This is a genomic window from Elioraea sp., assembly GCF_022842375.1.
Taxonomy (GTDB): Bacteria; Pseudomonadota; Alphaproteobacteria; order Acetobacterales; family Acetobacteraceae; genus Elioraea_A.
In genome coordinates, this window is record NZ_JALHPR010000041.1 from 1 (window position 1) to 24,567 (window position 24,567).

A 24,567-nucleotide genomic window follows, 5' to 3' on the forward strand; every position below is an offset into this window, starting at 1 on the left:
CCCCGCCGCGGCGCCGCCAGCGGCGGCGCAGCCCGCGCCGGTGCCCCGGGAAGGCGGCCCCTCGACCCTCGGCTTCCCCGAGCTCCGCCAGCAGCTGAGCCAGAGCCACGCGGTGGCCGATGGGCATGACGTCCAGGTCGTGATCCGCTGGGGCGACCCCGTGCTCGAAGGCGCGCCGCCATTCGACCCGCGCAACCTCACCGCCGAAGGGCAGGCGAAGCAGTTCGGCTACAATTGCGACTATCTCGACTATTTCCCCCTGCCGGCCGGCTCGAACGGTTCCGACCACGGGCTGCTCTGCGTCAACCACGAGTACACCAACACCAACCTGATGTTCGCCGGCATCGGCGAGGGCCGTGCGGCCCGCGCGCGCACGAACAAGGACCAAGCCGCGGTCGAGATCGCCGCGCACGGCATGAGCGTGGTGGAGGTCAGGCGCCAGGGGGGCGTGTGGGCGAGCGTCCCGGGCGGCCGCTTCAACCGGCGCATCACCATGGAAACCCCGATGCGGGTGAGCGGCCCGGCGGCCGGCCACCCGCGGCTGCGCACCTCGGCCGACCCGGCGGGCACGCGCGTGCTCGGCACGCTGAACAACTGCGCTGGCGGGAACACGCCGTGGGGCACCGTCATCACGGCCGAGGAGAACTTCAACAACTACTTCGGCGGCGATGCGGCCGAGACGGGGGCGGAGGCCGCGAACTACCGCCGCTACGGCGTGCAGAAGCAGGCAACCTGGGCCTGGGGCCGCTTCTTCGACCGCTTCAACCTGGACAAGGAGCCGAATGAGCCGAACCGCTTCGGCTGGATCGTCGAGTTCGACCCGTACGATCCCGCCTCGGTTCCGGTGAAGCGCACCGCGCTTGGCCGCTTCAAGCACGAAGGTGCGACGCACGCGATCAGCCATGACGGGCGCGTCGCCTTCTACTCGGGAGACGATGAGCGGTTCGACTATCTCTACAAGTTCGTCACCGCCCGCCCGTGGAATCCGACCGACCGCGCCGCCAACCGCGACCTGCTCGACGAGGGCACGCTCTATGTCGCGAAGTTCGAACCGCAGGGCCGCATGCGCTGGCTTCCGCTGGTGTTCGGCGAAGGCCCGCTGACGCCGGCCAACGGGTTCCAGAGCCAGGCCGACGTGCTGATCGAGACGCGCCGTGCGGCCGACCTGCTCGGCGCCACGCCGATGGACCGGCCGGAGGATGTCGAGACCAACCCGGTGAACGGGCGCGTCTACGTCAACCTCACCAACAACAGCCGCCGGACGGCACAGCAGGTCGATGCGGTGAACCCGCGCGCGGGCAACACGCACGGCCATATCGTCGAGGTCATCCCGCCCGGCGCCGGAACGAACCGGGTCGACCATGCGGCAACCGAGGCGCGGTGGGAGATCTTCCTGCTGGCCGGCAAGCCGGGGACCGATGCCGGCGCCCGCTATCATCGCGCGACCAGCGACAATGGCTGGCTCTCCTGCCCCGACAACTGCGCGTTCGACAGCAAGGGCCGCATCTGGATCTCGACCGATGGTGCGCCGGCGAGCGCGGGGATCGCCGATGGGCTTTGGGCTGCCGACACGTCAGGCTACGGGCGTGCGCTGACGCGGCTGTTCTTCCAGGCACCCACGGGGGCGGAAGTGTGCGGCCCACACTTCACGCCGGATGACCGTACCCTCTTCCTGGCAATCCAGCACCCGGGCGAGGATCCGGGCAGCACGTTCGAACTGCCCTCGACACGCTGGCCCGACTTCAAGGAGGGAGAGCCGCCGCGGCCATCGGTGATCGCCATCGTCAGGCGCGACGGCGGCCCCATCGGCGGCTGAGCGGAGGGTCGTTCCGCCTCAGTGCTCGGCGGCGGCGCGCTGCGCGCCATTCGACAGCTGTGTCGCGACGAGTCCGGCGAACACGCCGCCTTTCGCGACCAGCTGGTCGAAGGTGCCGCGCTCGGCGATCCGGCCCTCGGCGAACACGAGGATCATGTCGGCCTCGCGCACGGTGGACAGCCGGTGCGCGATCACGAAGGTGGTGCGGCCTGCCATCAGCGCCTTCAGGGCCTGCTGCACCTTCGCCTCGGTCGCGGCGTCGAGCGCGCTGGTCGCCTCGTCGAGGATCAGGATCGGCGGGTTCTTGACGAGCGCGCGGGCGATGGCGAGTCGCTGCCGCTGCCCGCCCGAGAGCGAGGCCCCCCGCTCACCCACCAGCGTGTCGTAGCCCTGCTTCTGGCGGATGATGAAGTCATGCGCCTGGGCGAGCCTGCACGCATCCTCGATCTCGGCGTCGGTCGCTTCGGCACGGCCGATGCGCAGGTTCTCGCGGATCGAGCGGTTGAACAGCATGCTCTCCTGGAACACCACGCCGATATGGCTGCGCAGTGATTCGAGGCTGATCGCGCGCACATCCGTGCCGTCGATCATGATGCTGCCTGTCTGGGGGTCCCACAGGCGTTGCAGGAGCGACATCGTCGTGCTCTTGCCGGCCCCCGTCTGGCCGACGAGCGCGATCGTCTGGCCCGGGGCTGCGGAGAAGGTCACTTCGGAGAGGATGGGCGGCCCGCCCGGGTAGGCGAAACTCACGTCCTCGAACGTCACCTCGCCGGCGGGGCGCGGCAGCACCGGAAGGCCCGTCGGGTCGGCCACCGATGAGGGCGTGTCGATCACCTCGAAATACTGCGCAACACCTGGCGCCTGCATGAACATGGTCGAGACGAAGCCCATCGCCTGCTCGAGCCTGCCGATGAGCAGCGTGGCGAAGCCCATGAAGGTGACGATCTCGCCCACGCTCGCCTGGCCGCGCAGGTGAAGTGCCGTGCCGAGCACGAAAATCGAGATGACGGTCAGCGTCGATGCCGTCCGCGTCAGCACGGTCAGCAGCGCCCACCAGGTCAGCACGGGGAACTGCGCGGCGAGCAGGCGGCTGATCGTCTCCTGGAAGATGCGCGACTCGGCGCCCAGACGTACGAAGCTCTGCACCACCATGACGTTGGAGAGTGCATCGCCCGCGGTGGCGGCAAGTGCCGCGTGATGGCCCTCGACCGTCCTCTGCGCCTCCTGGGTGCGGCGGATGACGAGGGCGGAGGCCACCGCGAAAAGGATCGCCAGCACGATCAGCAGCAGCGACAGCCGCCAGTTCATCAGCAGCGTCAGCGGCAGCAGCACGAGCGCGATGACGACCGTGGAGAGATGGTCTCGGAAGAAGCCGAGCCAGACCCAGAACATGTTGTCGGCACCCGACAGCATGATCTTGAGAAGCCGGCCGGAATGCGTGTCGCCGTGGAAGGAGAGGGGCAGCGTCAGGACATGGCGGAAGAACCTCGCCATCGCGCCGAGCCGGTTGCGGTGGGCGAGCCTGTCGGACTGCAGCGCGACGAGGATGTTGGCGACGATGCCGCCAAGCCCGACCGCCGCCCAGAGACCGAGGAGGGTGAGGGTGACCGACCACACCTCCGCGGCCGGGCGCGTCGCGCTGCCCGCAAGCGTGTCGATCACCCGGCCGAACAGCACCGGCTCGAGGAAGGTGAGGAAGGCGAGCAGCACGTTGGCGCCGGCAAGCAGCGCCGCGAGGCGCCGCTCGGGCCCAAGCTCTGCCAGCACGCGGAGGTAGAGGCGGATGAATGCCATGCGGCAACGCTAGGCCCTGAACAGGGCGGGATCAGGGCGTCTACGCTTCCTCCCGCCAAGCCAATGGGACGTGGCGGAACGGCAGGGCGGCGAGGTCGAGGGCTGCGGGCCCCGGGCTGTCGCACTCGATGATCGCGGTCATCAGCGTCGCGTAGGCGGCGCGGAAATGGTTCTTCGCCTTGTTCACCACGAGCCGGGTCGCGGCGAGGTCGATGCCGTGGAGCGCGAAGAATCCCGGGTCGATCGCAGCCTCGCGCCGCGACACGACGATGATGCGCACCGCCCCTGCGGCGAGCACGCAGGTGCGGCCGAGGTCGACCGGCGCGCCACGCTCCATCGGGCCCCGGTTCACGAACCGCCCGTCGGTCAGCCGCTCCACCGTGGCGGTGACGGGGACGGGCGGGCCGAACGCAGACGTCGTCCTGCCGCCAAGCGGGCGTGTGAGCCCTGCGCCGACGCCCGCGGCAGCAGCGGCAGCGACCGTCTCCGGGTCATGCAGGAAGGCGAAGACACAGGGCTCGTCCGGGGCGGCGGCGAGCAGGGCGCGGAGAACGGCGGGCGTGTCGGCGACGCCGCCCGACAGCGGGTTGTCGGCCGGGTCGAGCACCGCCACGGGCCCCGGCGGTGCCGCACGTGCGGTGGCGATGGCCTCCTCCGGTCCTGGCAGCGACACGGCGAAGCGGCCTGACGCTGCCTTGGCCTCAAGCGAGGCGGCGAGCCTGTCCGCGACACCCTGCGCCGCCGCGCGGTCATCATCGGCGGTCACGAGGATGGCGGGGCCGGCATGCGGGGTGTCGCCCCAGGCGAAGCCGCCGAAGGGGCTCACATCCAGGATGGGGCCCATCTCCGAGGCTGCCGCTTCCGCCCAGAGCTCCGCCATCGGCCCTGCCTCGCTCCGCATATGGAACGAGTGGAGGAGGCGGGGCAGCTTGGCCATCGCGACCACGGGCTTCACCTCCCCGGCGATGGTGCGCGCAAGCATCGCAAGCACGCGCCCTGCGGTCTCCGCCATGTCGACATGCGGGTGGGTGCGGTAGGCGGAGGCGCAGTCGAGCAGCCCTGCCGTCTCGGGCGACAGGTTCGCGTGCATGTCGAAGCTCGCGCCGAGCGGCACGCCACCGCTCGCGGCGCGGATGGCGCGGACGATGGTGAGGTCGGGCGCGACATCGTCCTCGGCGCAGGCGGCGCCGTGCAGCGAGAGGTAGACGGCATCGTAGTCGCCGCGGGAGAGCCGTTCGGTCACCGGGGCGAGCCAGGCGTCGACGAGGCCCGCGGCAAGCGGCCCGCCAGGCTGGGCGGAGGCGGCGTGGATCACCTCCGCCGTCCAGCCGGGCGTGGCGGCCAGGAAGGCGGCGATGCCGCCGAGTTCCGTCGCGCTGCCGGCATAGGTGGCGAGCGCCCCCGCTCCGCTCACCCATTCGCGGGCGCGGAAGGCCGCCTCGGTCGTCGGCACGGGGGAGAAGCTGTTGCCCTCGAACCAGAAGCGGGCGACGGCGAGGCGCGGCATCAGGTGCCCCCCTCGGCCGCGGCGCCGGGTTTCGGCGCGAGGGCTGCGGCAGCGATGAAGGCTATGCAGGCTATGATGCCGGCCACCATGATCGACCACTGCACAGGCCCGTAGCCGCCGAGGTTCTGCCACATCCACGCTGCCGCGTAGGGGCCTGCCGCGCGGGCCATGATGCCGGGTGCCACCATCGCGCCCGCCACAGCCCCATAACCCTCTCGCCCGAACAATTCCGCCGGCACGGTGCCGCGCACGATCGTGAGGATGCCGGCCGACAGCCCGTAGAGCGCGACATAGGCCCACGCCGCCCCCGGCACGGCGCCGACGGCCATCAGCGCCGCGATCGCAAGTGGCTGGAACAGCGCGGAGAGGATCGCCACCCGCGTCGGCCGCAGCCGCGACAGCCCGGCGAGTTCCAGCACGCGGCCCGCGACCTGGAACACGCCGGTGAAGGAGGCGATCGTCACGGCCTCGGTCGCCGAGAGCCCGGCGTCCTGCAGCATCGGGATCGCGTGCACGCCGACGACGGAGAACAGCAGCGCGCCCGCGGTGAGCGCGAGTGCCACCATCCAGAAGGCGGGGGACCGGAGCACCGGGCCCATCGCGCGCGGCTTCGGGCGTGTCGCACCGCCACGCGCGCGCGGCAGGAGCAGCAGATGCAACGGCAGGCAGGCGACGAGCGTCACCACCGCCCAGAACGCATAGGCGCCGCGCCAGCCGAGGCTCGGCAGCAACGCTGCGGTGACAGGCCAGGCGACGGTCGAGGCAAGTCCGCCGGCAAAGGTGACGTATGTGATGGCCCGCCGCGCATCGGCGCCGAAGCTCGCGGTGATGGTGGCGAAGGCGGGTTCGTATTGCGTTGCCGCCATCGCGATGCCGGTAATGATCCAGGCAAGTCCGAACCACCATGGGTTCGGCGCGAGCGCCACGCCCGCCAGTGCCAGTGCCGACAGCAGCGAGCCTGCCGACATCACCACCCGCCCGCCGAACCGATCGATCAGCGTGCCAGCCGGAAACGCTGCGAACCCCTGTGCGAGAAGGCCGAGCGAGTAGGCACCGAAGATCGCCTCGCGGCTCCAGCCCTCGGCGGCGGCGATGGCGGGCGCGAGCACGGCGATCGCGTAGTACTGCGAGCCCCAGGCGACGATCTGCGTGACCGAGAGGGCGCCGACGGCATTCCAGGGAAGACGCGCGGCGGCCGGTGGTGACATGGGCGTGACGCTAGCCGCGGGGCAGCCGCGCCGGAAGATCCCTCAGCGGCGGGCCAGCATCGCCGCGAGCGCATCGCCGAGCGCAAGCGACGCGCGGCCCACCGGGGCTGCGAACCCCCCCGTGCGCGGCTTGGGAAGGCCAAGCCCGACCATGGCCTCGGCGAGCTTCACCGCCGCGGCGATGCCATCGACCAGCGGCACGGGAACCTCGGCCTGGATGCGCGTGCCGATGCCCGCGAGCGCGGCACCGCCGAGCAGCACCGCATCCGCCCCCTCGGCTGCGAGCGACCGCGCTGCGATGACGACCTTCCGCGCCACGGCGTCTGGGTCTGATGCCGCGTCGTACGGCGTGGCATCGACGATCGCGATGCGGGAGAGCCGCTGCGCGAACCCGTGGGCGGTGATCACCTCGCGATAGAGGTCGGCCGAGGAGAAGGTGACGAGGCCGAAACGGCCGCCGAGCAGGCAGGCCGCCATGCAGGCGGCCTCCGTCATGCCGATGACGGGGATGGGCAGCAGCTGCCGCGCAGCACCTAGGGCCGTGTCGTAGGAGACGGCGAGGATGGCCGCATCGCACCCTTCATGGTGTTCGGCGAGGCAATCGAGGATGCCGTGCGCGGCGATGGCGTTCTCCGCCCGCGAGGAGATGATCGCGGGGCCGAAACGCGGCGTCACCGGAACGATCTCGGTCCCCGCTGCCGCGACCGCACGCGCCGAGGCGGCACAGATGGCGGTGACGGCCTCTGTCGTGTTGGCGTTGGCGAGAAGGATGCGCATCAGGGCCGCGCGCATGCCGGGGCGGCGCCTTCGCGGCGGGCGACCGCGAGGTCGAAGCGCTGGCGCTTGCTGTGCGCGGGGCGAAGCGGCACCTCCGCCCGGCGCATCAGCGCCTCCAGCCAGGCAGCGGCGGGGGCGACCGCGCCGCGCGCGATCTCGAGCTCGAGCTCATGCTCGACGGTGCCATCGGGCATCTCCGAGCGGTCGAGCGCGAGCGACAGCTCGGTGCCGCAGGGAAGCGAGGTGGCGCACAGGGTACGCTCGTTACGGAACTCGCCGACAAGGCGAAGCGGCGCGCCATCGGCCGCCGCCTCGATCGCATCGGCAAGCTTCAACGCCATCGCGGCCGGCTCGGCGCGGCGGAGCATCGCGAGCGGATCAGCCGTGCCGGCGATGAGATGGGCGGCCATCGCCGGGCGCACCGCAACCTCTGCCTCGCCGCGATGGGTGAGCAGCTTCGGGCGATCGGTTCGCCGCTCGCGCGGGTCGCCCTTGGCGGTGAGGATCCAGAGCCCGTTCTCGTGGCGGAGGCGAAGCGAGAGCCCCGCCTTGCCGAGGCTTGGCGCCGGCGTATCGAACAGCATGTTGCGCTGGACGAGGAACTTCACGCTGCCGCCGATGAGCGCGAGGATGCGCTCGCGCTCGGCGGCGCCATCCAGCATCGACTTGAACTCGCGCTCGATCCCGTCGCGCGGCATGGAAGCCCCCGTTGTCGTGCCGCAGCGCAGCACACCCGGTGCGACAGTGCAAGCGTGTGCATCCCCCCGCTGGACAATCCGCACGCGTGCGGCGACCGTTCCACCCCGCACGCGGCAGGAAGAGAAGAACCGAATGATCGACCCGAACCAGCTTTCTCTTGACACCGAAACGATATTGGCTGGGCTTCGCGGCTGGGTCGAGGTCGAGAGCCCGACCTTCGACGCCGCCGCGGTGAACCGGATGATGGACACAGCCTCGCGCGACCTCGCCGTAATGGGCGCGCGAATCGAGCGCATCCCCGGCCGCATGGGCTTCGGCGACTGCGTGCGCGCGCGCTTTCCCCACCCCTCGCTCGGCGGCGGCGAGGACAGGCCCGGCATCCTGCTGATGAGCCATCTCGACACCGTCCACCCCGTCGGCACGGGTGGAGCATCGGGCCCGCTCGCCTTCCGCCGCGAGGGATCGGGCGCGGCTGAACGCGCCTATGGCCCCGGCATCTGCGACATGAAGGGCGGTGCCTATGTCTCCCTCGCCGCCATTCGCGCCATCCTTGCCGCCGGGGCGGCGACGAAGCTCCCCGTGACGGTTCTGTTCACGCCCGACGAGGAGGTCGGCTCGCCCTCCACGCGCGACCTGATCGAGGCCGAAGCAGCGCGCCACAAGGTGGTGCTGATCCCCGAGCCCGCGCGCACCGATGGCGGCGTGGTGTGGGGCCGCTACGCGATCGCCCGTTTCGCGCTTGAAGCAATCGGCCGGCCGAGCCATGCGGGGGCGAGGCTCGCGGAGGGGCGCAGCGCCATCCGCGAGATGGCCGGGCAGATCCTCGCGATCGAGGCGCTGTCCGGCGAGGATGCGACCACGTCGGTCGGCGTCATCCAGGGCGGGCAGTGGGTGAACTGCGTGCCCACCGTGTGCCGCGCCGAGAGCCTCTCGATGGCCAAGCGGCAGGAAGACCTCGACGTGCTGGTGGACAGGATGCTGGCACTCCGCCCCTCAGGGAACGACGTGCAGTTCTCCGTTCGCCGCACCGTCACCCGGCCGGTGTGGGAGCCCGATGCGGCGGTGCGCGCGCTGCACGCGCAGGCCGAGGCGATCGCGCGCAATGTCGGCATCGGCGCGCTGCCGGCGAGTTCCGCTGGCGGCGGGTCGGACGGCAATTTCACCGGCGCGATGGGCATCCCCACGCTCGACGGCCTGGGCGTCATGGGCGGCGGCATCCATACGCTGGAGGAGCATGTGATGGTCGCCTCCCTCGTGCCGCGGGCGAAACTGATCGCGGGGCTTCTCATGAGCCTCGAGGGGTAGACCGCACGAGCGCGAGGAACCACGCCGATCCTGCTGCGAGCACGGCGGCATAGAGGGCGAAGGCGCCACCGATGCCGACCATGCGGGCAGCGACGCCGGAGAGCGGCTGCAGCACCGCGACGCCGAGGAAGAAGCCAAGGTTCACTGCCGAGAGCGAGCGGCCGAGCGAGGCCTCGGCGCTCAGGCCCCGCGTCATCGGGTAGAGCAGCACATGGCTCGTCAACCCGAACGAGGTGACGGCCATCGCGGCGATGTCGGCCACCCTGCCGAAGCCGCCGGCGGCGAGCAGCGCGAGCGGGACTGCCGAGGCGAGGTGGATCACGCCCATCGCCAATGCACGGTCGGGGAGGCGGCGATCCAGCCAGCCGAACAGAATGGGGCCGGCGATCATCAGCACGCTGAGCCCTGCAAGAACGTTGCCGGCGTCGGCCAGGCCAAAGCCGAGCTGGGTTGTGAGCCACGGCCCTGCCCAGAGGCCGCGCAGGCCGATCAGCGCTGCATAGCCGACGATGGCGAGGACCACCGGCGCGCGCAGCTGCCGCCCGACCAGGAGCAGGCACACATCGGCCGCCTCGGCGGCAAGGCTGCGCCGCTGCTGCGCGCCTGCGCTCGGCGGCAGTTCGGGCACGAACCTGGCGACGGCGAGCATGATGATGGCCGCTGCTCCCGCCACGACCGCGTAGGCGAGCCGCCACCCGCCCCAGGCAATGAGCGCGGCGGAGGGAGAGCCCGACAGCAGGAGCCCCACCGCACCGACGCCGGGCAGGTAGCCGGACACGGCGCCGAAACGATCCATCGGCAGGGTGCGCGCGGCGAAGGAGAGCGGCGCCATCATCAGCCCGGCGCAGCCGAAGCCGGCGACCACCTGGGCGAGCGCGAACACCGCCTGCGTCGGCGCCGCGGCCGCCGCGCCGGCGCCGACAGCAGCGACACCGAGGAGGATCATCGCCGTCCGCCGGGGCCCGAGCCTGTCGATCATCACGCCGACGGGGATCTGCCCGACCATGAAGGCTACCGCCATCAGCCCCGTCGCGATCGCCAGCCCCTGCTCGGTGAAACCAAGCTCCGCGAACAGGCCACCGGCCGCGATGGCCGGCAGGGTGCGCAGCCACTGGCTGATGATGTGGCCGCAGATGAGAACCCCAAGCTGTGCGATGGCGGGGCTCATGATCCCGATCGCATTCCGCTTTCAGGCCAGCGCCGTCGGCACCATCCTGTGCACCCACACCTGGCAGGCAACGCCCAGCACCTCTCCCGTGCCCTCGTTCACCGCGCCGAGGCGTTCGGCGAGGCGTGCGGAGGGAACGTTGTCGGGCTTGATGTAGGAGACGATCCGCTCCGCCCCGGTGGCGGGGAAGGCCCAGGCCAGTGCCGCGCGGCAGGCCTCCTCCGCATAGCCCTTGTGCCAGGCCTGGCGCGCGAGCGCGTAGGCGAGCTCAGGCTCCGGCCAGCCGGCGAGATGCAGGATGCCGGCGCGGCCGATGAAGCGGCCGGTTGCCGTTTCCTCCACCGCGAAGGTGCCGTACCCCTTCAGCAGCCACTGGCCCATCATCACGGCCATGCCCGTCCAGCTTTCGTCGCGCGTGCGCGGCTTGCCGGCGGTCGCGCCGACGCCGAGATGGCGCATCACCTCAGGGTCTGCCTGCATGGCGGCGAAGGCGTCGAGGTCGCTCTCGCGGAAGGCGCGGAGCGTGAGGCGGGCGGTGGTGAGCATCGGGATCTGCATGGGCCGGAACCTGCCATGGCGGCGCTGTCAGGACTACTGCATCGCGCACCCCCGATCGCGCATCCCGGTTCGCGCGCGCTTCCGCGATCGGCCCGACGGTGCGACAACGGTGCCATGCTCGCGATCGACTGGGGCCTCTCCTCCTTCCGCGCCTGGCGCCTCGGCGCCGATGGTGCCGTCACCGCCGCGCTCACCGCGCCGAGGGGCATCAGCCTCGTTCCGCCTGCCGGCTACGCCGAGGCGCTTGCCGAGGTCCTCGCCCCATGGCCAGGGGCGTCGGCTGAGCCGGCCCTCCTCTGCGGCATGGTCGGCAGCCGGCAGGGCTGGGTCGAGGCGCCCTACGCCCCCTGCCCGGCGCGGGCCGCCGACATTGCCGCCGCCTTGATCCCGCTGCCTGACAGGCCGGGCAGCTTCATCGTTCCAGGCCTCTCGTGCCGCAATGGCGGCGTGGCGGACGTGATGCGCGGGGAGGAGACGCAGATCCTCGGCCTGCTGCCGCTGCTCGGGCCTGGCCGTCACACGCTCTGCCTTCCCGGCACGCACAGCAAATGGGCCGTGGTCGAGGATGGCGCGATCGTCGCGTTCCGCACGGCGATGACGGGGGAGTTGTTCGCGCTGATGCGGCGGCAGTCGACGCTTGCCCCCCTGATGCCGGAGGGGAAGGGGGATGATGACGAGGCCGCCTTCGCCGCGGGTGTTGCCCGGGCAGCCGGCGCGGGCGGGCTGACGCATCATCTGTTCGGCATCAGGGCGGCGACCCTCCTGGGCGACCTGCGCGCGGAGGCGGCCGCCTCGTTCCTGTCGGGGCTGCTGATCGGCCACGAGATCGGGTCGCTCGCTGCTGGCGCGGGCACCGTCCATGTCGTGGGCTCTCCCGGCCTGACGGACCGCTACGCGCGCGCGCTTGCCGCGGCGGGGCACACCCCCGTGAGCCACGGCGAGGAGACCGCCGCGCACGGGCTCTCCGCGATCGCTGCCTCGCGGGGGATGCTTTGAGCCGGCTCGGTCCCTGGCTGGCGCGCTGCCCGATCGTGGCGATCCTGCGTGGAATCACGCCGGCCGATGCGGTTCCTGTCGGCGAGGCGCTTGTCTCGGCAGGCATCGCCATCATCGAGGTGCCGCTGAACTCGCCCGACCCGCTGGCCAGCATCAGCGCGCTGGCCGCGAGGTTCGGCGAGGCGGTGCTGGTCGGCGCCGGAACCGTTCTGACGCCAGCGGATGCCGCGTCGGTGGTCGGGGCGGGCGGGCGGATCGTGGTGATGCCGCATGCCGATGCGGCCGTGATCGCCGCGGCCAGGGCGGCTCGCGCCCTCGTCCTGCCTGGCTGCTACACCGCGACCGAGGCGTTTGGCGCGATCGCGGCGGGAGCTGACGGGCTGAAGCTGTTTCCGGCCGAGATCGGCGGCCCGGCGCTGCTCAGGGCGCTCAAGGCCGTGCTGCCGCCCGCGGTGCCGGTACTGCCCGTCGGCGGCGTCTCTCCCGAGTCGATCGCTGCCTGGCGGGCGGCTGGGGCGGCTGGGTTCGGCGTCGGCAGCGCGCTCTACAAGCCCGGCGATTCGCCGGCATCGGTGGCGACGCGGGCGAAGGCCTTCGTCGCCGCGCTCTGACCGATCAGCCGGCGGTCGCGATCAGCGGCACATGCGGTGCCGCGGCGGCCGTGAGCGTGCCGGCCAGCCGGGGGTCCGGCGCGATCTCGACCTGCTGGCGCACTGGCCGGAAGCCCGCACGCATATAGAAGGGGAGAGCGGAGGGGTGATCGAGCGTGCAGGTATGCACGGTCACGCGCGTGACCTGCGGCCGCGCCCAGGCGGCGAGAATCGCATGCGACATCATGAAGCGGCCGGCCCCGCTGCCGATCAGGTCAGGGATCACGCCGAAGAACACGAGTTCGCACGTGCCGGGCTCGCGCCAGGAAAGCTCGACGAGGCCGGCATCCTCGCCTTCCGATTCGAACACCCAGATCAGGCTCGCAGGGTCGGCAAGGTGATTGGTGAGCTGCTCATCGCCGAGGCTGAGCCGGCTGAACCACAGCCAGGGTTCGCCGATGCGCCGGAACAGCGCGCGGTAGCTTTCAGGCGAGAGCGACGTTTCGTGGCGGAGCGACCAGCCCGGGCGCTGCTGCGCGACGAATGCGTGGGAGGGCCGTGTGGTCATCTCGAGATGCGTGACCACGGTCGCGATCCTGCCGGGCGGGATGTCGTGGAACCCGTCCGTGAGCACGGTGATGCCAGCCGCTGTCGTCATGCAGCATCCTTATTGTATGGATTGCGAGATTGTATGGATTGCGAGCCCGTTCGCGAGCCGGTGACGGCTGAACGGCTGACCGGGACGCAGAAGGGGATAGGAGGATGGACATGCTGCCGGGAGATGGCATGGACTCCGGGGCTTGGGAGAGGCGCGGCGGTTCGCAGGACGCTTCCGTCGCTGCCGAATCGCTCCCGCACGTGCCGCTCCCGCCCCTTCATTGATGAAGATGATCAGTCAAGATGCCTGGTCTTCCAAGCCCTGACGCATGTGGTGGCTGCGCGGAACTCGGGACCCGCGCAGATCGGTCACACCTGTGGCATTGTCGCAACAGGTGCTGAAAATCGTTGCCGAACCCCCTTTCCGACCTATCGCGGGAGGGTGCGCTGCGCCGAGTGGTTCGCTAATGTCCGTGTCACCGCGAGGTAAGGGATGCAAAGGGCCGCTGTTCGGCACCGGATGTGGCTCTCTCGCTCGGGATGGGTAAGGAGAGAAACGAATGAAGCTCCGCACTGTGCTGCTGGCTGCGTCGATGGGCTTCGTGCCCGCGGTAGCCAGTGCCCAGCCGGTCCAGGGTCTGTATATCGGCGCCCTCGGCGGCTACAACATGGTTGACGAAAGTGACCTGAGCTTCGGCCCGACGGCCCGCCCAGGTGCGAGCGTCGAGTTTGATGGCGGCTGGGCCGCGATCGGCCGCATCGGTTGGGGCATTCCCCTCGACCAGATGCTCGGTCTGCGCCTCGAGCTCGAGGGCAACTACCGCTCCAATGACGTCGACTCCGCTCGCGTGAACGGCATCACGAGCGGCAGCGGCGGCAGCAGCACCACCTACGGTGCGATGGTCAACGCCCTGCTCGACTTCAACCTTGGCTGGGTGACTCCCTACATCGGCGCCGGTGCCGGTTACGCCTGGACCGCGTTTGACGCGAAGTCCAACGGCGTGACGATCGCAGACGACACGGTCGGCAACTTCGCCTACCAGGGCATCGTCGGTGCGAACTTCCCGATCTCGGCCGTCCCCGGCCTGATGATCACGGGTGAGGCGCGCTACTTCGCCACGCTCGACAACGAGTACGACACGAGCAACGCCTTCCGGACGGCCAACCCCGGCAGCAACACGGTTGATGTTGCGAACCAGAACTGGACGTTCCTGATCGGCCTCACCTACGCGTTCGGCGTTGCGCCGCCGCCGCCGCCGGCTCCGGCCCCGGCTGCTGCCCCCGCACCGGCCCGCACGTACCTGGTGTTCTTCGACTTCGCCCGCGCCGACCTGACCGACCGCGCCCGGCAGATCATCGCCGAGGCGGCCGCCAACGCGCCGCGGGTTCAGACGACGCGGATCGAGGTGACGGGTCACACCGACACCGTCGGTTCCGCCGCCTACAACCAGGCCCTCTCGGTGCGCCGCGCCGAGGCGGTTGCCGCCGAACTCGAGCGCCGTGGCATTCCCCGCAGCCAGATGGCCATCACCGGCCGCGGGTTCAGCCAGCTTCTCGTCCCGACCGGGGCGAACGTCCGCGAGCCGCAGAACCGGCGCGTGGAAATCGTCCTCCGCTGATCGGAGACGACCTGCTGAGACTGGGAAGGGCGCCTTCGGGCGCCCTTCTCTTTTTCGGCCTCTGCCATGGGACCGCCCCGCTGCAATCAGCGCGGTGACGACCAGGCCACGATGCACAACTCCCATGCCGAGCCCCCCGCCCAGGGCGTCGTGAATACGCTGTCCGGTGCCGCGGCAATGCGGGTCGCGACTCGCTCCTGATCAAGTCGGCCATGGCCGTGCAGGTGGCCGCGCGGCACGCTCAGGCATCGGCCGTGCACACCGTGGGTCTGGACAAGGGCCAGGGGCGACAAGGGCCAGGGGCGACAAGGGCCAGGGGCGACAAGGCCCAGGGTGGAATCAAAAGCCGCGCCGGTGACCCGGCGCGGCTGAGAGCAGTCGTCCCCGCCGCGTGGCGGGGGGAGGTGGATGGTCTCAGCGGCGCGGCTGGTTCTGGCCCTGGTTGGCCGACCGGATGTCGCAGGGGCGGACATCGAAGGCGAGCGGCAGTGACGCCCCAGCCGACGCCGTCGTGAGTTCGGCTGCGTTTCGCAGCGCGCTGACCTGCTCGAACATCGGGCCGATCCTGCCGCAGAAATGGCTGCCCTGGCGGATGCTTTCCTGCGACTGCGCGTTGGCGAGCGAGGTGATGTACTCGTTCAGCTGGTTTTGCCCGCGGCTGCCAAAGGCGCGGTTGAAGTAGCCCGAGAGGTTGCGATGCGCGCCAGCGAGGTCGGACTGCCAGCGGGTGACGAAGGCGTTGTAGCGATCGCCCATCCCACAGGACAGTGCACCGACCATCAGGTGCGTCTGCAGCGCCCGAAGCTCGAACGCGGATTGCTCGCGCGCATTCACGCATGACTGCGCGAGCGCGGTGCCGGTGGCGGCGATGCCGAGCGCAGCTACGGTCACGGTCATCAGAAGTGCATGCCGCACGGGTAAGCTCCTTTTGTGCTGGCGCGCGACTCGGGGCCCACCGGGTCGCAGTCTTGGGCAAGAGGTATCGTTGAAACCTGCCCGCCGATCAAGCATTGCGATGTCCCTGGCTTGCCGCGCGTCGTGTCGGCCCCGCCGCGCTTGGCCATGCGCAATCTGCAAGCTAGCATCATGGGGCGGGAGAGGCGCGCCGGCCGCATCATGAAGGGCGGAGAACGGCGATGGATGGGGAAACCATCGGGGTGACGGGGTCTGTGTCGCGTGCGGCGGATGGAGCAGGGCTGGCCGCCGATGGCGTGCCGCCCGTCGTGCTGCCCGGCTATGATCCGGCAGGCTATGTCTGCGAGCTGACGACCCAGCGCCCCGGCGATGGCGGCGCACTGGCGACCGTGCTGCGGCGGCTGGCCGCTCTTCCGGTCGAGGAGCTGCGCCGGCGTTCGGCGGCGGCGGAACGTGACCTTTTCAACCTCGGCATCACCTTCACGGTCTATTCCGAGGCAACCGCGATCGACCGCATCCTGCCGTTCGACATGGTCCCCCGCGTGATCACGGCCGGCGAGTGGCGCATTCTCGAGGCAGGTGTGAAGCAGCGCGTCACCGCGCTGAACCTCTTCCTGCATGACGTCTACAACGACCGGAAGATCCTCAAGGACGGCATCGTCCCCGAAGATCTCGTGCTCGGCAACGTCAACTACCGGCCCGAGATGCAGGGATTCCCCGTTCCCTTCGGCACCTACGTGCACATCTGCGGCACCGACATCGTGCGCGACCAGCACGGCACCTTCCGCGTGCTCGAGGACAATGCGCGCACGCCATCCGGCGTCTCCTACGTGATCGAGAACCGCCACGCGATGCTGCGCGTCTTCCCCGACCTGATGCGCGGCATCCGCCTCCGCCCGGTCGATGGCTACGGACCGAAACTCCAGCAGGCGATGTGCGAGATCGCCCCCCAGGGCGTCGACGACCCGCAGGTCGTGCTGCTCAGCCCCGGGATCTACAACTCGGCCTATTTCGAGCACGTGTTCCTCGCCCGCGAGATGGGCGTGCCGCTCGTCGAAGGCCGCGACCTCGTGGTCGAGAATGACCGCGTGTTCATGCGCACTACCGCCGGCCTCGCCCCGGTGCACACCATCTACCGCCGGATCGACGACACCTTCCTCGACCCCACCGTGTTCCGCCCCGACAGCATGCTTGGCGTTCCCGGCATCATCGGGGCCTGGCGGAAGGGCAATGTCGCGCTCGCCAACGCCGTCGGCACCGGCGTGGCGGACGACAAGGCTCTCTACGCCTACATGCCGCGCATCATCCGCTACTACCTCGCGGAGGATGCCATCCTCCAGAACGTTGAGACACGCATCTGCCGCGAGCCAGAGGGGCTGAAGGCAACGCTGGCCGACCTTGCAAACCTTGTCGTGAAGCCGGTCGGCGAATCGGGGGGCTACGGCATCACCATCGGGCCCCGCGCGACGAAGGCCGAGCTCGAGGCCTGCCGGGAGAAGCTGCTCGCCGACCCGTCGAACTGGATCAGCCAGCCGGTGATCGGGCTTTCCGTCTGCCCGACGCTGACGCCCGATGGGCTGCGCCCCCGCCATCTCGACCTTCGCCCCTACGCGATCACCGGCCGCGACACCTGGGTGCTGCCCGGCGGCCTCACCCGCGTGGCGCTCAAGCCCGGCAGCCTCGTGGTGAACTCCTCGCAGGGCGGCGGATCGAAGGATACCTGGGTGCTGGTGGACGAGTGAAATGAACACGACCCTTCCCGTCCACACCCAGCCGCTGCTGGCCCGCTACGCCGAGAGCCTGTTCTGGATGGCGCGCTATCTCGAGCGTACCGAGAACCTCGCCCGCCTGCTCGACGTGACGCAGACCTTCGAGGCCTCCGGCCGCGCCTCCCAGGCGTGGGAGAGCATGGTGCGCATCAACGCCGACGAGGAGGAGTTCGCCCGCCGTTACGGGCAGGCGACGCCGGAGGCGGTGCGTCGCTTCTACCTGCTCGACCATGACAGCGGCACGTCGATTCCCGCCGCGGTGGCGGCCGCGCGCCAGAACGCGCGTGCGCTGCGCCCGCTGATCAGCACCGAGATGTGGACGCAGCTGAACATGTTCCACGCCTGGACCGCGGCGCTGTCGGAGGAGGAGGTCGCCGGCGACGGGCTGTCCCACCTCTGCGCGCGGGTGAAGGAGAACGTGCAGCTCCACACCGGCATCACCGAGGGCACCTTCTACCGCGACCAGGGCTGGCACTTCCTCCAGCTCGGCCGCTTCATCGAGCGCGCCGACCAGACGACGCGCCTGCTCGACATCAAGTACCACCTGCTTCTGCCCTCGCTCGCCGATGTCGGCTCGGCGCTCGATCTCTCGCAGTGGCACGCACTGCTGCGCGCCGCCGCCGGCTACCATGCCTTCCGCCGCGTCCATCCGCGCGGGCTGACGCCGCGCGCGGTGGCCGATTTCCTGCTGCTGAACGGCGCCTTCCCGCGCTCGGTGCTGCTCTGCGTGCGGCAGACCGAGTTCACGCTGGAACAGTTGCGCGCCCGTTACGGCCTGCGCGGCACCCGCGAGGCGGCGGAGCGTGTCGAGGAGCTTCGCGCCGGGCTGGAGGAGCATGACATCGACCATATCGTCGATACCGGGCTGCACGAGTTCCTCGACTGGGTGCAGCGCATGCTCATCGCCATCGCCGGCTCGATCGGCACAGCCTTCTTCCGCGACTGGCGGCCTGATCTCTCGCAGGAGAAGGGGCACGAGCAGCGGCAGGGCTGATGCGCCTTGCGGTGCTCGATGCCTGGCAGGGCATCGCGCCTAAGGCGGCCTACTTCTTCCGTCGTGCCTTCACCGCACTGCGCGGCGTGCCTCGGTCGTTCGCCGCCGCGCGTTCATTTGCCGGTGCTGGCGGGCCCAACAACGCCGCGATCTCGGCCAACCGCGCCTCCGCCGTTGCGTCGAGCGGGCCGGTTGCCTCCGCCACCATGCGGATGCCCTCGAGCATGCGCTGCCGCCGCGCCGCATCCTCAGGCACCATGGCGGGCATGGCGGCGAGTGCCGCCTTGCGGTCGAGCACCATCAGCGCGCACTGGTCGCGCAGCATCGCCTTGAACGCCGCGAGCGACATCGGGCCCTCGGGCAGGCGGCCACGCAGGGCTTCGAGAACGGCGAAGCTGCGTTCGTCGGCGCCTGCCATGTCGCGCACATGCATCAGCCCGCGCAGGAACGCCTCCGGCGCCCCGCCAACGCCGATGCGACCGCGCAACGTTTCCGTCAGTGCCGCGACCTGCGCCTCGTGCCCCGGGTCGCGCCCCGGCCTGTGCCTGACGGGGGCGGAGCCGGCGACACCGGCAAGTGCCTGCACGATCGGCGAGCCGTAGATGCCGAAGAACATGGTCTCGACCATCCGGTCGCGCGCCTCGCCCCAGGCCTTCAGCGTGGTCTCGATCGCGCGTGCGGTGGCGTCCTGCAGCGCGACGAACGGGTTGTCGGGGGCGGCGGGCCTGCGTGCCGCGCGCGTTGTCTCCGCCACACCTTCGACCATGCGCACGAGGGGATTGCGATCGGACAGCATCTCATAGGGGAGGCGCGCGGGGTGCAGCCGCCGCATCGCTGTCGCTGCCTGTTCGTTCGCCATCGACCGCATCGCGGGCTGCGCGAACGTGCGGTAGAGGCCGAGCATCTGTTCGGAGATGCGCGCGGCCGCGGCGAAGGCGCGGTCATCCTCGGCGCTGTTGATGCCGAAGCCGCGGATGTGGTCGAGCGTGCGCGGCTCGAACGTCACCACATAGTCGCCGCTGATCAGGGCATCGCCCGCCGCACCCTTGCGGGGCGAGAGAACGGCCTCGTAGAGGCCCGGCGGCAGGACGTCGATCAGGTCGATGTTCTCGGTGAACTCGCGATGCTCCTTCTTCGACACGCCCGAGGAGACGAAAATGCCCAAATGCCCGATCGTCTCGTGCACGCAATAGACGATCGTCTGGTCATGGGCGCGGATCTCGCTGACATCGGCATAGAGATCGGTGATCCAGCCGAGCGCCTGGCCGGGCGGGGTGATGTCATCCCCGCGCGAGCAGAAGACGACGATCGGGCCTGCAACGTCGCGCAGGTCGACGGCTGTGCCGTGGCTCAGCGCCAGCTGGTTGGCCGACAGCCGGTTGCCGACGAACAGGTTGTCGGCGATCCATGCCATCTCCGGGGCGGTCAGCAGGACATGCCCGCCCCACCAGCGCTCGAAGCCGAGATAGCGCGGCCCTTCCGTGTCGACCTTGCGCCAGAGGTTGAACTGCTTCGACCAGAAGGTGTTGGCCGGGTTCAACTGCTCGAAATTCGTCACGAGCCAGGCCCCGTCGAACAGCCCCGCGCCGAGATCGCCGGTCATGTGCGCGAGCCAGGAGCCACCGAGCATGCCGCCGGTGTAGCGCATGGGCGCGAAGCCGCGCGTGCCGTTCCAGTATGACAACGGGCTGCCGGCGAGGATGATGGGGCCGAACGCCTCGGGCCGGGTCGCGGCCGCGATCATCGTCTGCCAGCCAGCCTGGCAGTTGCCGATCACGCACGGCTTTCCCTCAGCATCGGGGTGGCGGCGCGCGACCTCGGCGACAAAGGCAGCCTCTGCCGCCACGACGTCCTCGAGCGTCTGCTCCGGGAACGGCGTGGGGGTGAAGCCGATGAAGTAGCAGGGGTGGCCGGCAGCGATCGCCATGCCGATCTCGCTGTCGGCCTTGAAGCCGCCGATGCCGGGCCCGTGCCCGGCGCGGGGGTCGACGACCACGAAGGGCCGTGCGCCAGGCTGCGGCTGCGGCGCTCCCTCGGGCGGGGGAATGCGCACGAGGCCGTAGTTCACAGGCCGCTGCAGCCCGGCCCCGCTCATCACCAGCTCATGGTCGAAGCTCAGCACGTGCGGCACCGTCTCCGCCTCATGGGCGAGATACTGGTTGCCGCGCGCGCGCATCGTGTCGAGGAACAGGATGTTGCGCTGTTGCGCGTCGGCCACCCACTCCCAGAAGCCGAACGGGTCCAGCGCCGTGCCGATCATGCGGTCTGTCATGGGTCACTCCTGCGGGGAACGCGGTTGCAGCATACAACGCCCTCGGCGAGCGGTGATGGGGCCAAACCATGCTCGCGTCCTTGACCTGCGTCAGGTGCGGCGGTCACGCCGTCGCGAAGGTCCTGTCGCCGGCGTCGCCAAGCCCGGGCACGATGTAGCCTCGGTGATCGAGGCCACGATCGACGGCGGCGACGACGATCGTCACGTCAGGATGCGCGGCGGCGACCGCGGCAAGCCCCTCTGGCGCTGCCAGGACGGCGGCAAGCGTGATCGTCGTCGCACCCGCCTGCTTCAACCGTGCGACGGCAGCAACGGCGGTGCCACCCGTCGCCAGCATGGGGTCGAGCACTATGGCGCCGCGCGCGGCGAGGTCGGGCGGGCTCTTGAAGTAGTACTCGACGGGCTGGAGCGTCTCATGGTCGCGCCAGGCGCCGTAATGCGCGACGGGTGCCTCGGGCAGCAGCGTCAGGAACGCATCGACCAGCGCGAGGCCAGCGCGCAGCACGGGCACGAGGCAGGGTGGCTTGCCGGCCAGCACGGGAACCTCCGCCGCCATCAGCGGCGTGGTGATCGCGACCGACGCCGTGGGCAGCCCGCGCGTCGCCTCGGCCGCGAGCAGCAGCGCGAGCCGCGAGAGGGCCGCGCGGAACGCGACCGGGCCTGTCTCGGCGCGGCGAAGTGCTGCCAGCGCGTCGGCTGCCACCGGGTGGTCGAGCACGCGTGGCGTCATCGATCGGTGAGCCGGAGCTCGATGCGCCGGTTGCGGGCGAAGGCCGTCGTTCCCTCGCCAGTGTCGAGCGGCTGGAACTCGCCAAAGCCGGTTGCCGCGAGCCTGTTCTCGGGAACGCCGAGCAGGGCGAGCAGCCGCACCACCGTGATCGCGCGCGCGGCCGAAAGCTCCCAGTTGGTGGTGAACCGTCCCGCGCCGCCGATGGGCGAGCGGTCGGCGTGGCCGTCGACGCGGAGGATCCAGTTCACCTCCGACGGGATGTCGCGCGAGATCTCGCGGATCACGCCGGCAAGCTGGCGGATCTGCTCGACGCCTTCGGGCTGCAGGTCGGCACTGCCCACCGGGAACAGCACCTCCGACTGGAACACGAAACGATCGCCGACGACCTGGATGCCGGCGCGGTTGCCCAGCACCTCGCGAAGCCTGCCGAAGAATTCGCTGCGGTAGCGCTGAAGTTCCTCCACCCGTGCGGCAAGGGCGAGGTTCAGGCGGCTGCCGAGCGAGGCGATCTGCGCATCCTTGTCGCGCCCCTCGGCCTCGGCCGCGTCGAGGGCGGCGCTGATCCGCCCGATCTGCGAGCGCAACTCCTCGATCTGGCGGTTCAGGAGTGCCACCTGTGCACGCGCACTCTCGCCGAGCCGGCGTTCCTCCTCGAGCAGGGAGGCGGTCGCGCGGCGCTGCTCCTCCTCCGTCGTCGCGCGCGCGGCGGCCTCAGCGGCCCGGCGCTCGAGCTCGTCGCGGAGCGCGGTCAGCGCCTGGATCTGCCCGTTCAGGCGGGCGATCTCGGAGAGGCGGAGCTCGATGGTCGCACGGTCGGTCGTCACCTGTCGGTCGAGGGTGGCCATCGCCTCGCGCATGCGGGCGAGCTGCGCGCGCTCATCCTCCAGCTGCCGGCGGGTCTCGGCCAACGCCCGGGCGGCCTCGGTCGCGGCACGCTGGCGTTCCTGCGCCTCGCGCGCGCTGTCCTGGGCATCGCGGGCGCGGGCATCGGCCACGGTCTGGGTCTGGTCGGCGCGCGTCAGCGCCTCGGCGAGCTGGCCTTCGAGCCGCTGCGCGCGAGCCGAGGCGGCCTCGGCCCGCAGCAGCGCCTCGGCCAGCTGGGCGGACAGCCGCTCACGCTCGCTCCGCGCCGCATCACGCTCGGTGCCGACGCGCTCGCGCTCGGCCGTCAGTGTCGCGACCTGACGGTTGAGCGTGTCGCGTGCCGTCGTCATCGCCTGCAGATCGGTCGAGAGGCGCGCGACGGAGAGGCGAAGCTCCTCCGCCGTGCCGCGTTCGAGGGCGAGCAGGTCGGACAGCTCCGCCACCTGCCGGTTCAGCCGCGCGAGTGCCTGGTCGCGCCCCGAAAGTGCGACCGACAGGAAGGCCTGCGACAGCACGAACACCAGCAGCACGAAGATGATGACCATGAGCAGCGTCGACAGCGCATCGACATAGCCGGGCCATGGCTCGTAGGCCGTGCGCGGGCGACGCAGCCCCGCCATTCAGCTCATCCCCGCGCGGGCGTTCATCGCTGGTCGTTTTCCGCCAGCGCGGCGATGGTGCGCGCGAGCAGCTTGATCTCGGAGCGGATCTCGCCCGAGACCTGGTTGCGGCCCTGGATCATCTCCTCGAGCATCCGCGCCATGTAGAGTTCGAGGTTGCGGATATGCGCGCGGGTCGCATCGTCGATCGCGCCGTTGCTCTGCGCGTCGGCCAGCCGCGACAGGACGGGGCGAAGCTCCTGCTGCCCCTCGGCCATCCTGAGCAGGAGCTGCTGCGAGGCGCGCATCTGGTCGGTCAGTTGCCCCAGCCGTTCGGTGAGCCCGATGACGGCCTGGTTCGCCGCCATCCGCCCTTCCTCGCCACGGCCGAGGGTGCGCTGCAGCCCTTCGAGGTTCTCCGCGGTCTGCTCGAGCAGCGCCTGGACGTAGACGGGAACCGAGCCTTCGCCCTCGCCGCCGATGGCACCCGAGGAAAGCCGCGTGGCCTGCGCGAGCCATTCCTCCAGGTCCATGTAGAAGCGGTTCTGTGCCTGGCCGGCGTTGAGGTCGAGGAAGCCGAGGATGAGCGACGAGGCAAGGCCGAACAGCGAGGCGGAGAACGCTGTCCCCATGCCGCGCAGCGGCGCCTCGAGGCCGGTCTTCAACTGGTTGAACAGCGTCGGCAGGTCGCCAGAACCAACGGACATGCCGCCGATCACGTCGGCGATCGAGGCGATGGTCTGCAGCAGTCCCCAGAACGTGCCGAGCAGGCCGAGGAAGATGAGCAGGCCGACGGTGTAGCGGCTGATCTCGCGCCCCTCGTCGAGGCGGCTCTGGATGCCGTCGAGCAGGCTGCGCATCGCCATCGCCGAGAGAGTGAAGCGGTCACGCTTCTCGGTGATCATTGAGGCCATCGGCGCGAGCAGCCGTGGCGCGCCGAGGCCTGCGAGGCCCGGCTTGTTGCGCCGGAACGTCTCGAGCCACTCGACCTCGCGTTCGAGCGCCGTCACCTGCCGGAAGGTGTAGACGGTGCCGATCAGGAGCACGCCGAGGATCAGCCCGTTCAGCACCGGGGTGGCGAGGAAGGCGTCGATCAGCGTCTGGTGCAGCACCGCGGTGACGACCAGAACGACCGCGACGAAGCCGAGCATGCGCAGGATGAACTTGCGCGGGCGTGTGATCATCGCGGGGTTCCTGCGAGAATGTCGACGCGATCCGCCGGCCCATCGCCTGCAGCAAGGCCGAGCGCGCGGACGTCGATGCGGGTGGAGCGGATGCCAGCCTCCATCAGGGCGGAGCGGACGGACAGCGCGCGCGAGAGCGAGGTGCGACGGGCGCGCGACGGGTCGGCGGCATCGCCGCCGGCATAGGCGTTGACGGTGATGCGCACCGCCTCGTCCTCAGGCACGGCTGCGGCGAAGGCGGCAACGCGCTGGCGCGAGGCCTGGGTGAGTTCCGTCTCCGTCACGGTGAAGGCGACCCTGAGGGCCGCCGCGGCACCGGCTGCCGCGGTGACTGCCGGCGCTGCAGGAATCGGCGCGGCGGGAACGGGCGTTGGCTGCCGCACAACCGATGCGGGCGCTGGGGCCGGTGGCAGCGCGACCGGCGGAGGCGCGGGCGGCGGGCCAGGGACAACGGGGCCAGGGACGACGGGGCCAGGGACAGCGGGGCCAGGGAGAACGGGGGCAGGGACAACGGGGGCGGCCGCTTGTGGCGCGGGTGGCCGTGCCTCGACCGGCGGAGGCTGCGCTGGCGGCGGCACGCGGGGCGGGGGCGCTGGCGCAATGGCC

General features: G+C 70.6%; 21 protein-coding genes. 7 read left to right on the plus strand and 14 right to left on the minus strand.

Annotation, left to right across the window (positions count from 1 at the left end; genetic code table 11):
* Positions 1-1,816: PhoX family phosphatase (locus Q0C38_RS21220; RefSeq protein WP_291299132.1), on the plus strand; the 1,816-nt coding region annotated here is incomplete at its 5' end.
* Positions 1,817-1,834: 18 nt separating this feature from the next.
* Here Q0C38_RS21220 and Q0C38_RS21225 read toward each other — a convergent pair.
* Genes Q0C38_RS21225 through Q0C38_RS21245 form a run of 5 tightly spaced genes read right to left on the minus strand, consistent with a single transcriptional unit; the run spans position 1,835 to position 7,800 of the window.
* Entirely contained in the window at positions 1,835-3,610 is a 1,776-nt protein-coding gene (locus Q0C38_RS21225) for a glucan ABC transporter ATP-binding protein/ permease (RefSeq protein WP_291299133.1), read from the minus strand.
* A gap of 40 nt (positions 3,611-3,650) precedes the next feature.
* A complete protein-coding gene (locus tag Q0C38_RS21230; RefSeq protein ID WP_291299134.1) occupies positions 3,651-5,117 on the minus strand; it encodes a M81 family metallopeptidase in 1,467 nt (488 codons plus the stop codon).
* Positions 5,117-6,325, minus strand: a complete 1,209-nt coding sequence (locus Q0C38_RS21235) for an MFS transporter (RefSeq protein WP_291299135.1) — start codon at positions 6,323-6,325, stop codon at positions 5,117-5,119. The genes Q0C38_RS21230 and Q0C38_RS21235 overlap by 1 nt, the downstream gene beginning before the upstream one ends.
* Before the next feature lie 42 nt (positions 6,326-6,367).
* Entirely contained in the window at positions 6,368-7,117 is a 750-nt protein-coding gene (locus Q0C38_RS21240) for an aspartate/glutamate racemase family protein (protein WP_291299136.1), read from the minus strand.
* On the minus strand, positions 7,102-7,800 hold the full coding sequence (locus Q0C38_RS21245; RefSeq protein WP_291299137.1) for a CYTH domain-containing protein: 699 nt from the start codon (positions 7,798-7,800) through the stop codon (positions 7,102-7,104). Before Q0C38_RS21245 ends, Q0C38_RS21240 begins: the two co-directional genes overlap by 16 nt.
* 133 nt (positions 7,801-7,933) lie before the next feature.
* Between Q0C38_RS21245 and Q0C38_RS21250 the strand changes: the two genes are divergently transcribed.
* Entirely contained in the window at positions 7,934-9,106 is a 1,173-nt protein-coding gene (locus Q0C38_RS21250) for a M20/M25/M40 family metallo-hydrolase (RefSeq protein ID WP_291299138.1), read from the plus strand.
* Here the strand turns inward: Q0C38_RS21250 and Q0C38_RS21255 are convergent.
* Positions 9,087-10,274: an MFS transporter gene (locus Q0C38_RS21255; RefSeq protein ID WP_291299139.1), complete on the minus strand. Its 1,188-nt coding sequence runs from the start codon at positions 10,272-10,274 to the stop codon at positions 9,087-9,089. The two genes, Q0C38_RS21250 and Q0C38_RS21255, sit on opposite strands and share 20 nt — an antisense overlap.
* A gap of 21 nt (positions 10,275-10,295) precedes the next feature.
* Positions 10,296-10,832, minus strand: coding sequence for a GNAT family N-acetyltransferase (locus Q0C38_RS21260; RefSeq protein WP_291299140.1), 537 nt, complete (start codon positions 10,830-10,832; stop codon positions 10,296-10,298).
* A gap of 114 nt (positions 10,833-10,946) precedes the next feature.
* Between Q0C38_RS21260 and Q0C38_RS21265 the strand changes: the two genes are divergently transcribed.
* On the plus strand, positions 10,947-11,828 hold the full coding sequence (locus Q0C38_RS21265) for a 2-dehydro-3-deoxygalactonokinase (RefSeq protein ID WP_291299141.1): 882 nt from the start codon (positions 10,947-10,949) through the stop codon (positions 11,826-11,828).
* Positions 11,825-12,439 carry a 2-dehydro-3-deoxy-6-phosphogalactonate aldolase gene (locus Q0C38_RS21270; RefSeq protein WP_291299142.1) on the plus strand — a complete coding sequence of 205 codons (615 nt, stop codon included), beginning with the start codon at positions 11,825-11,827 and terminating at the stop codon, positions 12,437-12,439. The genes Q0C38_RS21265 and Q0C38_RS21270 overlap by 4 nt, the downstream gene beginning before the upstream one ends.
* A gap of 4 nt (positions 12,440-12,443) precedes the next feature.
* Here Q0C38_RS21270 and Q0C38_RS21275 read toward each other — a convergent pair whose 3' ends face one another.
* Positions 12,444-13,076, minus strand: a complete 633-nt coding sequence (locus tag Q0C38_RS21275; protein ID WP_291299143.1) for a GNAT family N-acetyltransferase — start codon at positions 13,074-13,076, stop codon at positions 12,444-12,446.
* 499 nt (positions 13,077-13,575) lie between these two features.
* On the opposite strand from Q0C38_RS21275, the gene Q0C38_RS21280 reads away from it, so the two are divergent.
* Positions 13,576-14,634 carry an OmpA family protein gene (locus Q0C38_RS21280; RefSeq protein WP_291299144.1) on the plus strand — a complete coding sequence of 353 codons (1,059 nt, stop codon included), beginning with the start codon at positions 13,576-13,578 and terminating at the stop codon, positions 14,632-14,634.
* A gap of 414 nt (positions 14,635-15,048) precedes the next feature.
* On the opposite strand, the gene Q0C38_RS21285 is transcribed toward Q0C38_RS21280, so the two are convergent.
* On the minus strand, positions 15,049-15,531 hold the full coding sequence (locus Q0C38_RS21285; protein WP_291299145.1) for a hypothetical protein: 483 nt from the start codon (positions 15,529-15,531) through the stop codon (positions 15,049-15,051).
* Positions 15,532-15,770: 239 nt separating this feature from the next.
* On the opposite strand from Q0C38_RS21285, the gene Q0C38_RS21290 reads away from it, so the two are divergent.
* Positions 15,771-17,291, plus strand: a complete 1,521-nt coding sequence (locus tag Q0C38_RS21290; RefSeq protein ID WP_291299146.1) for a circularly permuted type 2 ATP-grasp protein — start codon at positions 15,771-15,773, stop codon at positions 17,289-17,291.
* Position 17,292: 1 nt separating this feature from the next.
* A complete protein-coding gene (locus Q0C38_RS21295) occupies positions 17,293-18,312 on the plus strand; it encodes an alpha-E domain-containing protein (protein ID WP_291299147.1) in 1,020 nt (339 codons plus the stop codon).
* 49 nt (positions 18,313-18,361) lie between these two features.
* On the opposite strand, the gene Q0C38_RS21300 is transcribed toward Q0C38_RS21295, so the two are convergent.
* The 5 genes from Q0C38_RS21300 to Q0C38_RS21320 form a co-directional block, all read right to left on the minus strand.
* Positions 18,362-20,584, minus strand: a complete 2,223-nt coding sequence (locus Q0C38_RS21300; protein ID WP_291299148.1) for a DUF3141 domain-containing protein — start codon at positions 20,582-20,584, stop codon at positions 18,362-18,364.
* 103 nt (positions 20,585-20,687) lie between these two features.
* The gene (gene upp, locus Q0C38_RS21305) at positions 20,688-21,314 is read right to left on the minus strand and encodes a uracil phosphoribosyltransferase (RefSeq protein WP_291299149.1); all 627 of its coding nucleotides are present in this window, start codon (positions 21,312-21,314) and stop codon (positions 20,688-20,690) included.
* Positions 21,311-22,798: a peptidoglycan -binding protein gene (locus Q0C38_RS21310; RefSeq protein ID WP_291299150.1), complete on the minus strand. Its 1,488-nt coding sequence runs from the start codon at positions 22,796-22,798 to the stop codon at positions 21,311-21,313. Before Q0C38_RS21310 ends, upp begins: the two co-directional genes overlap by 4 nt.
* Positions 22,799-22,821: 23 nt before the next feature.
* Positions 22,822-23,961, minus strand: a complete 1,140-nt coding sequence (locus tag Q0C38_RS21315; protein ID WP_291299151.1) for a MotA/TolQ/ExbB proton channel family protein — start codon at positions 23,959-23,961, stop codon at positions 22,822-22,824.
* Complete coding sequence (locus Q0C38_RS21320; protein WP_291299152.1) at positions 23,958-24,344, minus strand: OmpA family protein; 387 nt, start codon at positions 24,342-24,344, stop codon at positions 23,958-23,960. The genes Q0C38_RS21315 and Q0C38_RS21320 overlap by 4 nt, the downstream gene beginning before the upstream one ends.
* Positions 24,345-24,567 lie beyond the last annotated feature (223 nt).

Coding starts and splice junctions, on each gene's coding strand:
- Q0C38_RS21225 (WP_291299133.1), bottom strand. CDS start 3,610: ATGGCATTCATCCGCCTCTACCTCCGCGTGCTGGCAGAGCTTGGGCCC.
- Q0C38_RS21230 (WP_291299134.1), bottom strand. CDS start 5,117: ATGCCGCGCCTCGCCGTCGCCCGCTTCTGGTTCGAGGGCAACAGCTTC.
- Q0C38_RS21235 (WP_291299135.1), bottom strand. CDS start 6,325: ATGTCACCACCGGCCGCCGCGCGTCTTCCCTGGAATGCCGTCGGCGCC.
- Q0C38_RS21240 (WP_291299136.1), bottom strand. CDS start 7,117: ATGCGCGCGGCCCTGATGCGCATCCTTCTCGCCAACGCCAACACGACA.
- Q0C38_RS21245 (WP_291299137.1), bottom strand. CDS start 7,800: ATGCCGCGCGACGGGATCGAGCGCGAGTTCAAGTCGATGCTGGATGGC.
- Q0C38_RS21250 (WP_291299138.1), top strand. CDS start 7,934: ATGATCGACCCGAACCAGCTTTCTCTTGACACCGAAACGATATTGGCT.
- Q0C38_RS21255 (WP_291299139.1), bottom strand. CDS start 10,274: ATGAGCCCCGCCATCGCACAGCTTGGGGTTCTCATCTGCGGCCACATC.
- Q0C38_RS21260 (WP_291299140.1), bottom strand. CDS start 10,832: ATGCAGATCCCGATGCTCACCACCGCCCGCCTCACGCTCCGCGCCTTC.
- Q0C38_RS21265 (WP_291299141.1), top strand. CDS start 10,947: ATGCTCGCGATCGACTGGGGCCTCTCCTCCTTCCGCGCCTGGCGCCTC.
- Q0C38_RS21275 (WP_291299143.1), bottom strand. CDS start 13,076: ATGACGACAGCGGCTGGCATCACCGTGCTCACGGACGGGTTCCACGAC.
- Q0C38_RS21280 (WP_291299144.1), top strand. CDS start 13,576: ATGAAGCTCCGCACTGTGCTGCTGGCTGCGTCGATGGGCTTCGTGCCC.
- Q0C38_RS21285 (WP_291299145.1), bottom strand. CDS start 15,531: ATGACCGTGACCGTAGCTGCGCTCGGCATCGCCGCCACCGGCACCGCG.
- Q0C38_RS21290 (WP_291299146.1), top strand. CDS start 15,771: ATGGATGGGGAAACCATCGGGGTGACGGGGTCTGTGTCGCGTGCGGCG.
- Q0C38_RS21295 (WP_291299147.1), top strand. CDS start 17,293: ATGAACACGACCCTTCCCGTCCACACCCAGCCGCTGCTGGCCCGCTAC.
- Q0C38_RS21300 (WP_291299148.1), bottom strand. CDS start 20,584: ATGACAGACCGCATGATCGGCACGGCGCTGGACCCGTTCGGCTTCTGG.
- upp (WP_291299149.1), bottom strand. CDS start 21,314: ATGACGCCACGCGTGCTCGACCACCCGGTGGCAGCCGACGCGCTGGCA.
- Q0C38_RS21310 (WP_291299150.1), bottom strand. CDS start 22,798: ATGGCGGGGCTGCGTCGCCCGCGCACGGCCTACGAGCCATGGCCCGGC.
- Q0C38_RS21315 (WP_291299151.1), bottom strand. CDS start 23,961: ATGATCACACGCCCGCGCAAGTTCATCCTGCGCATGCTCGGCTTCGTC.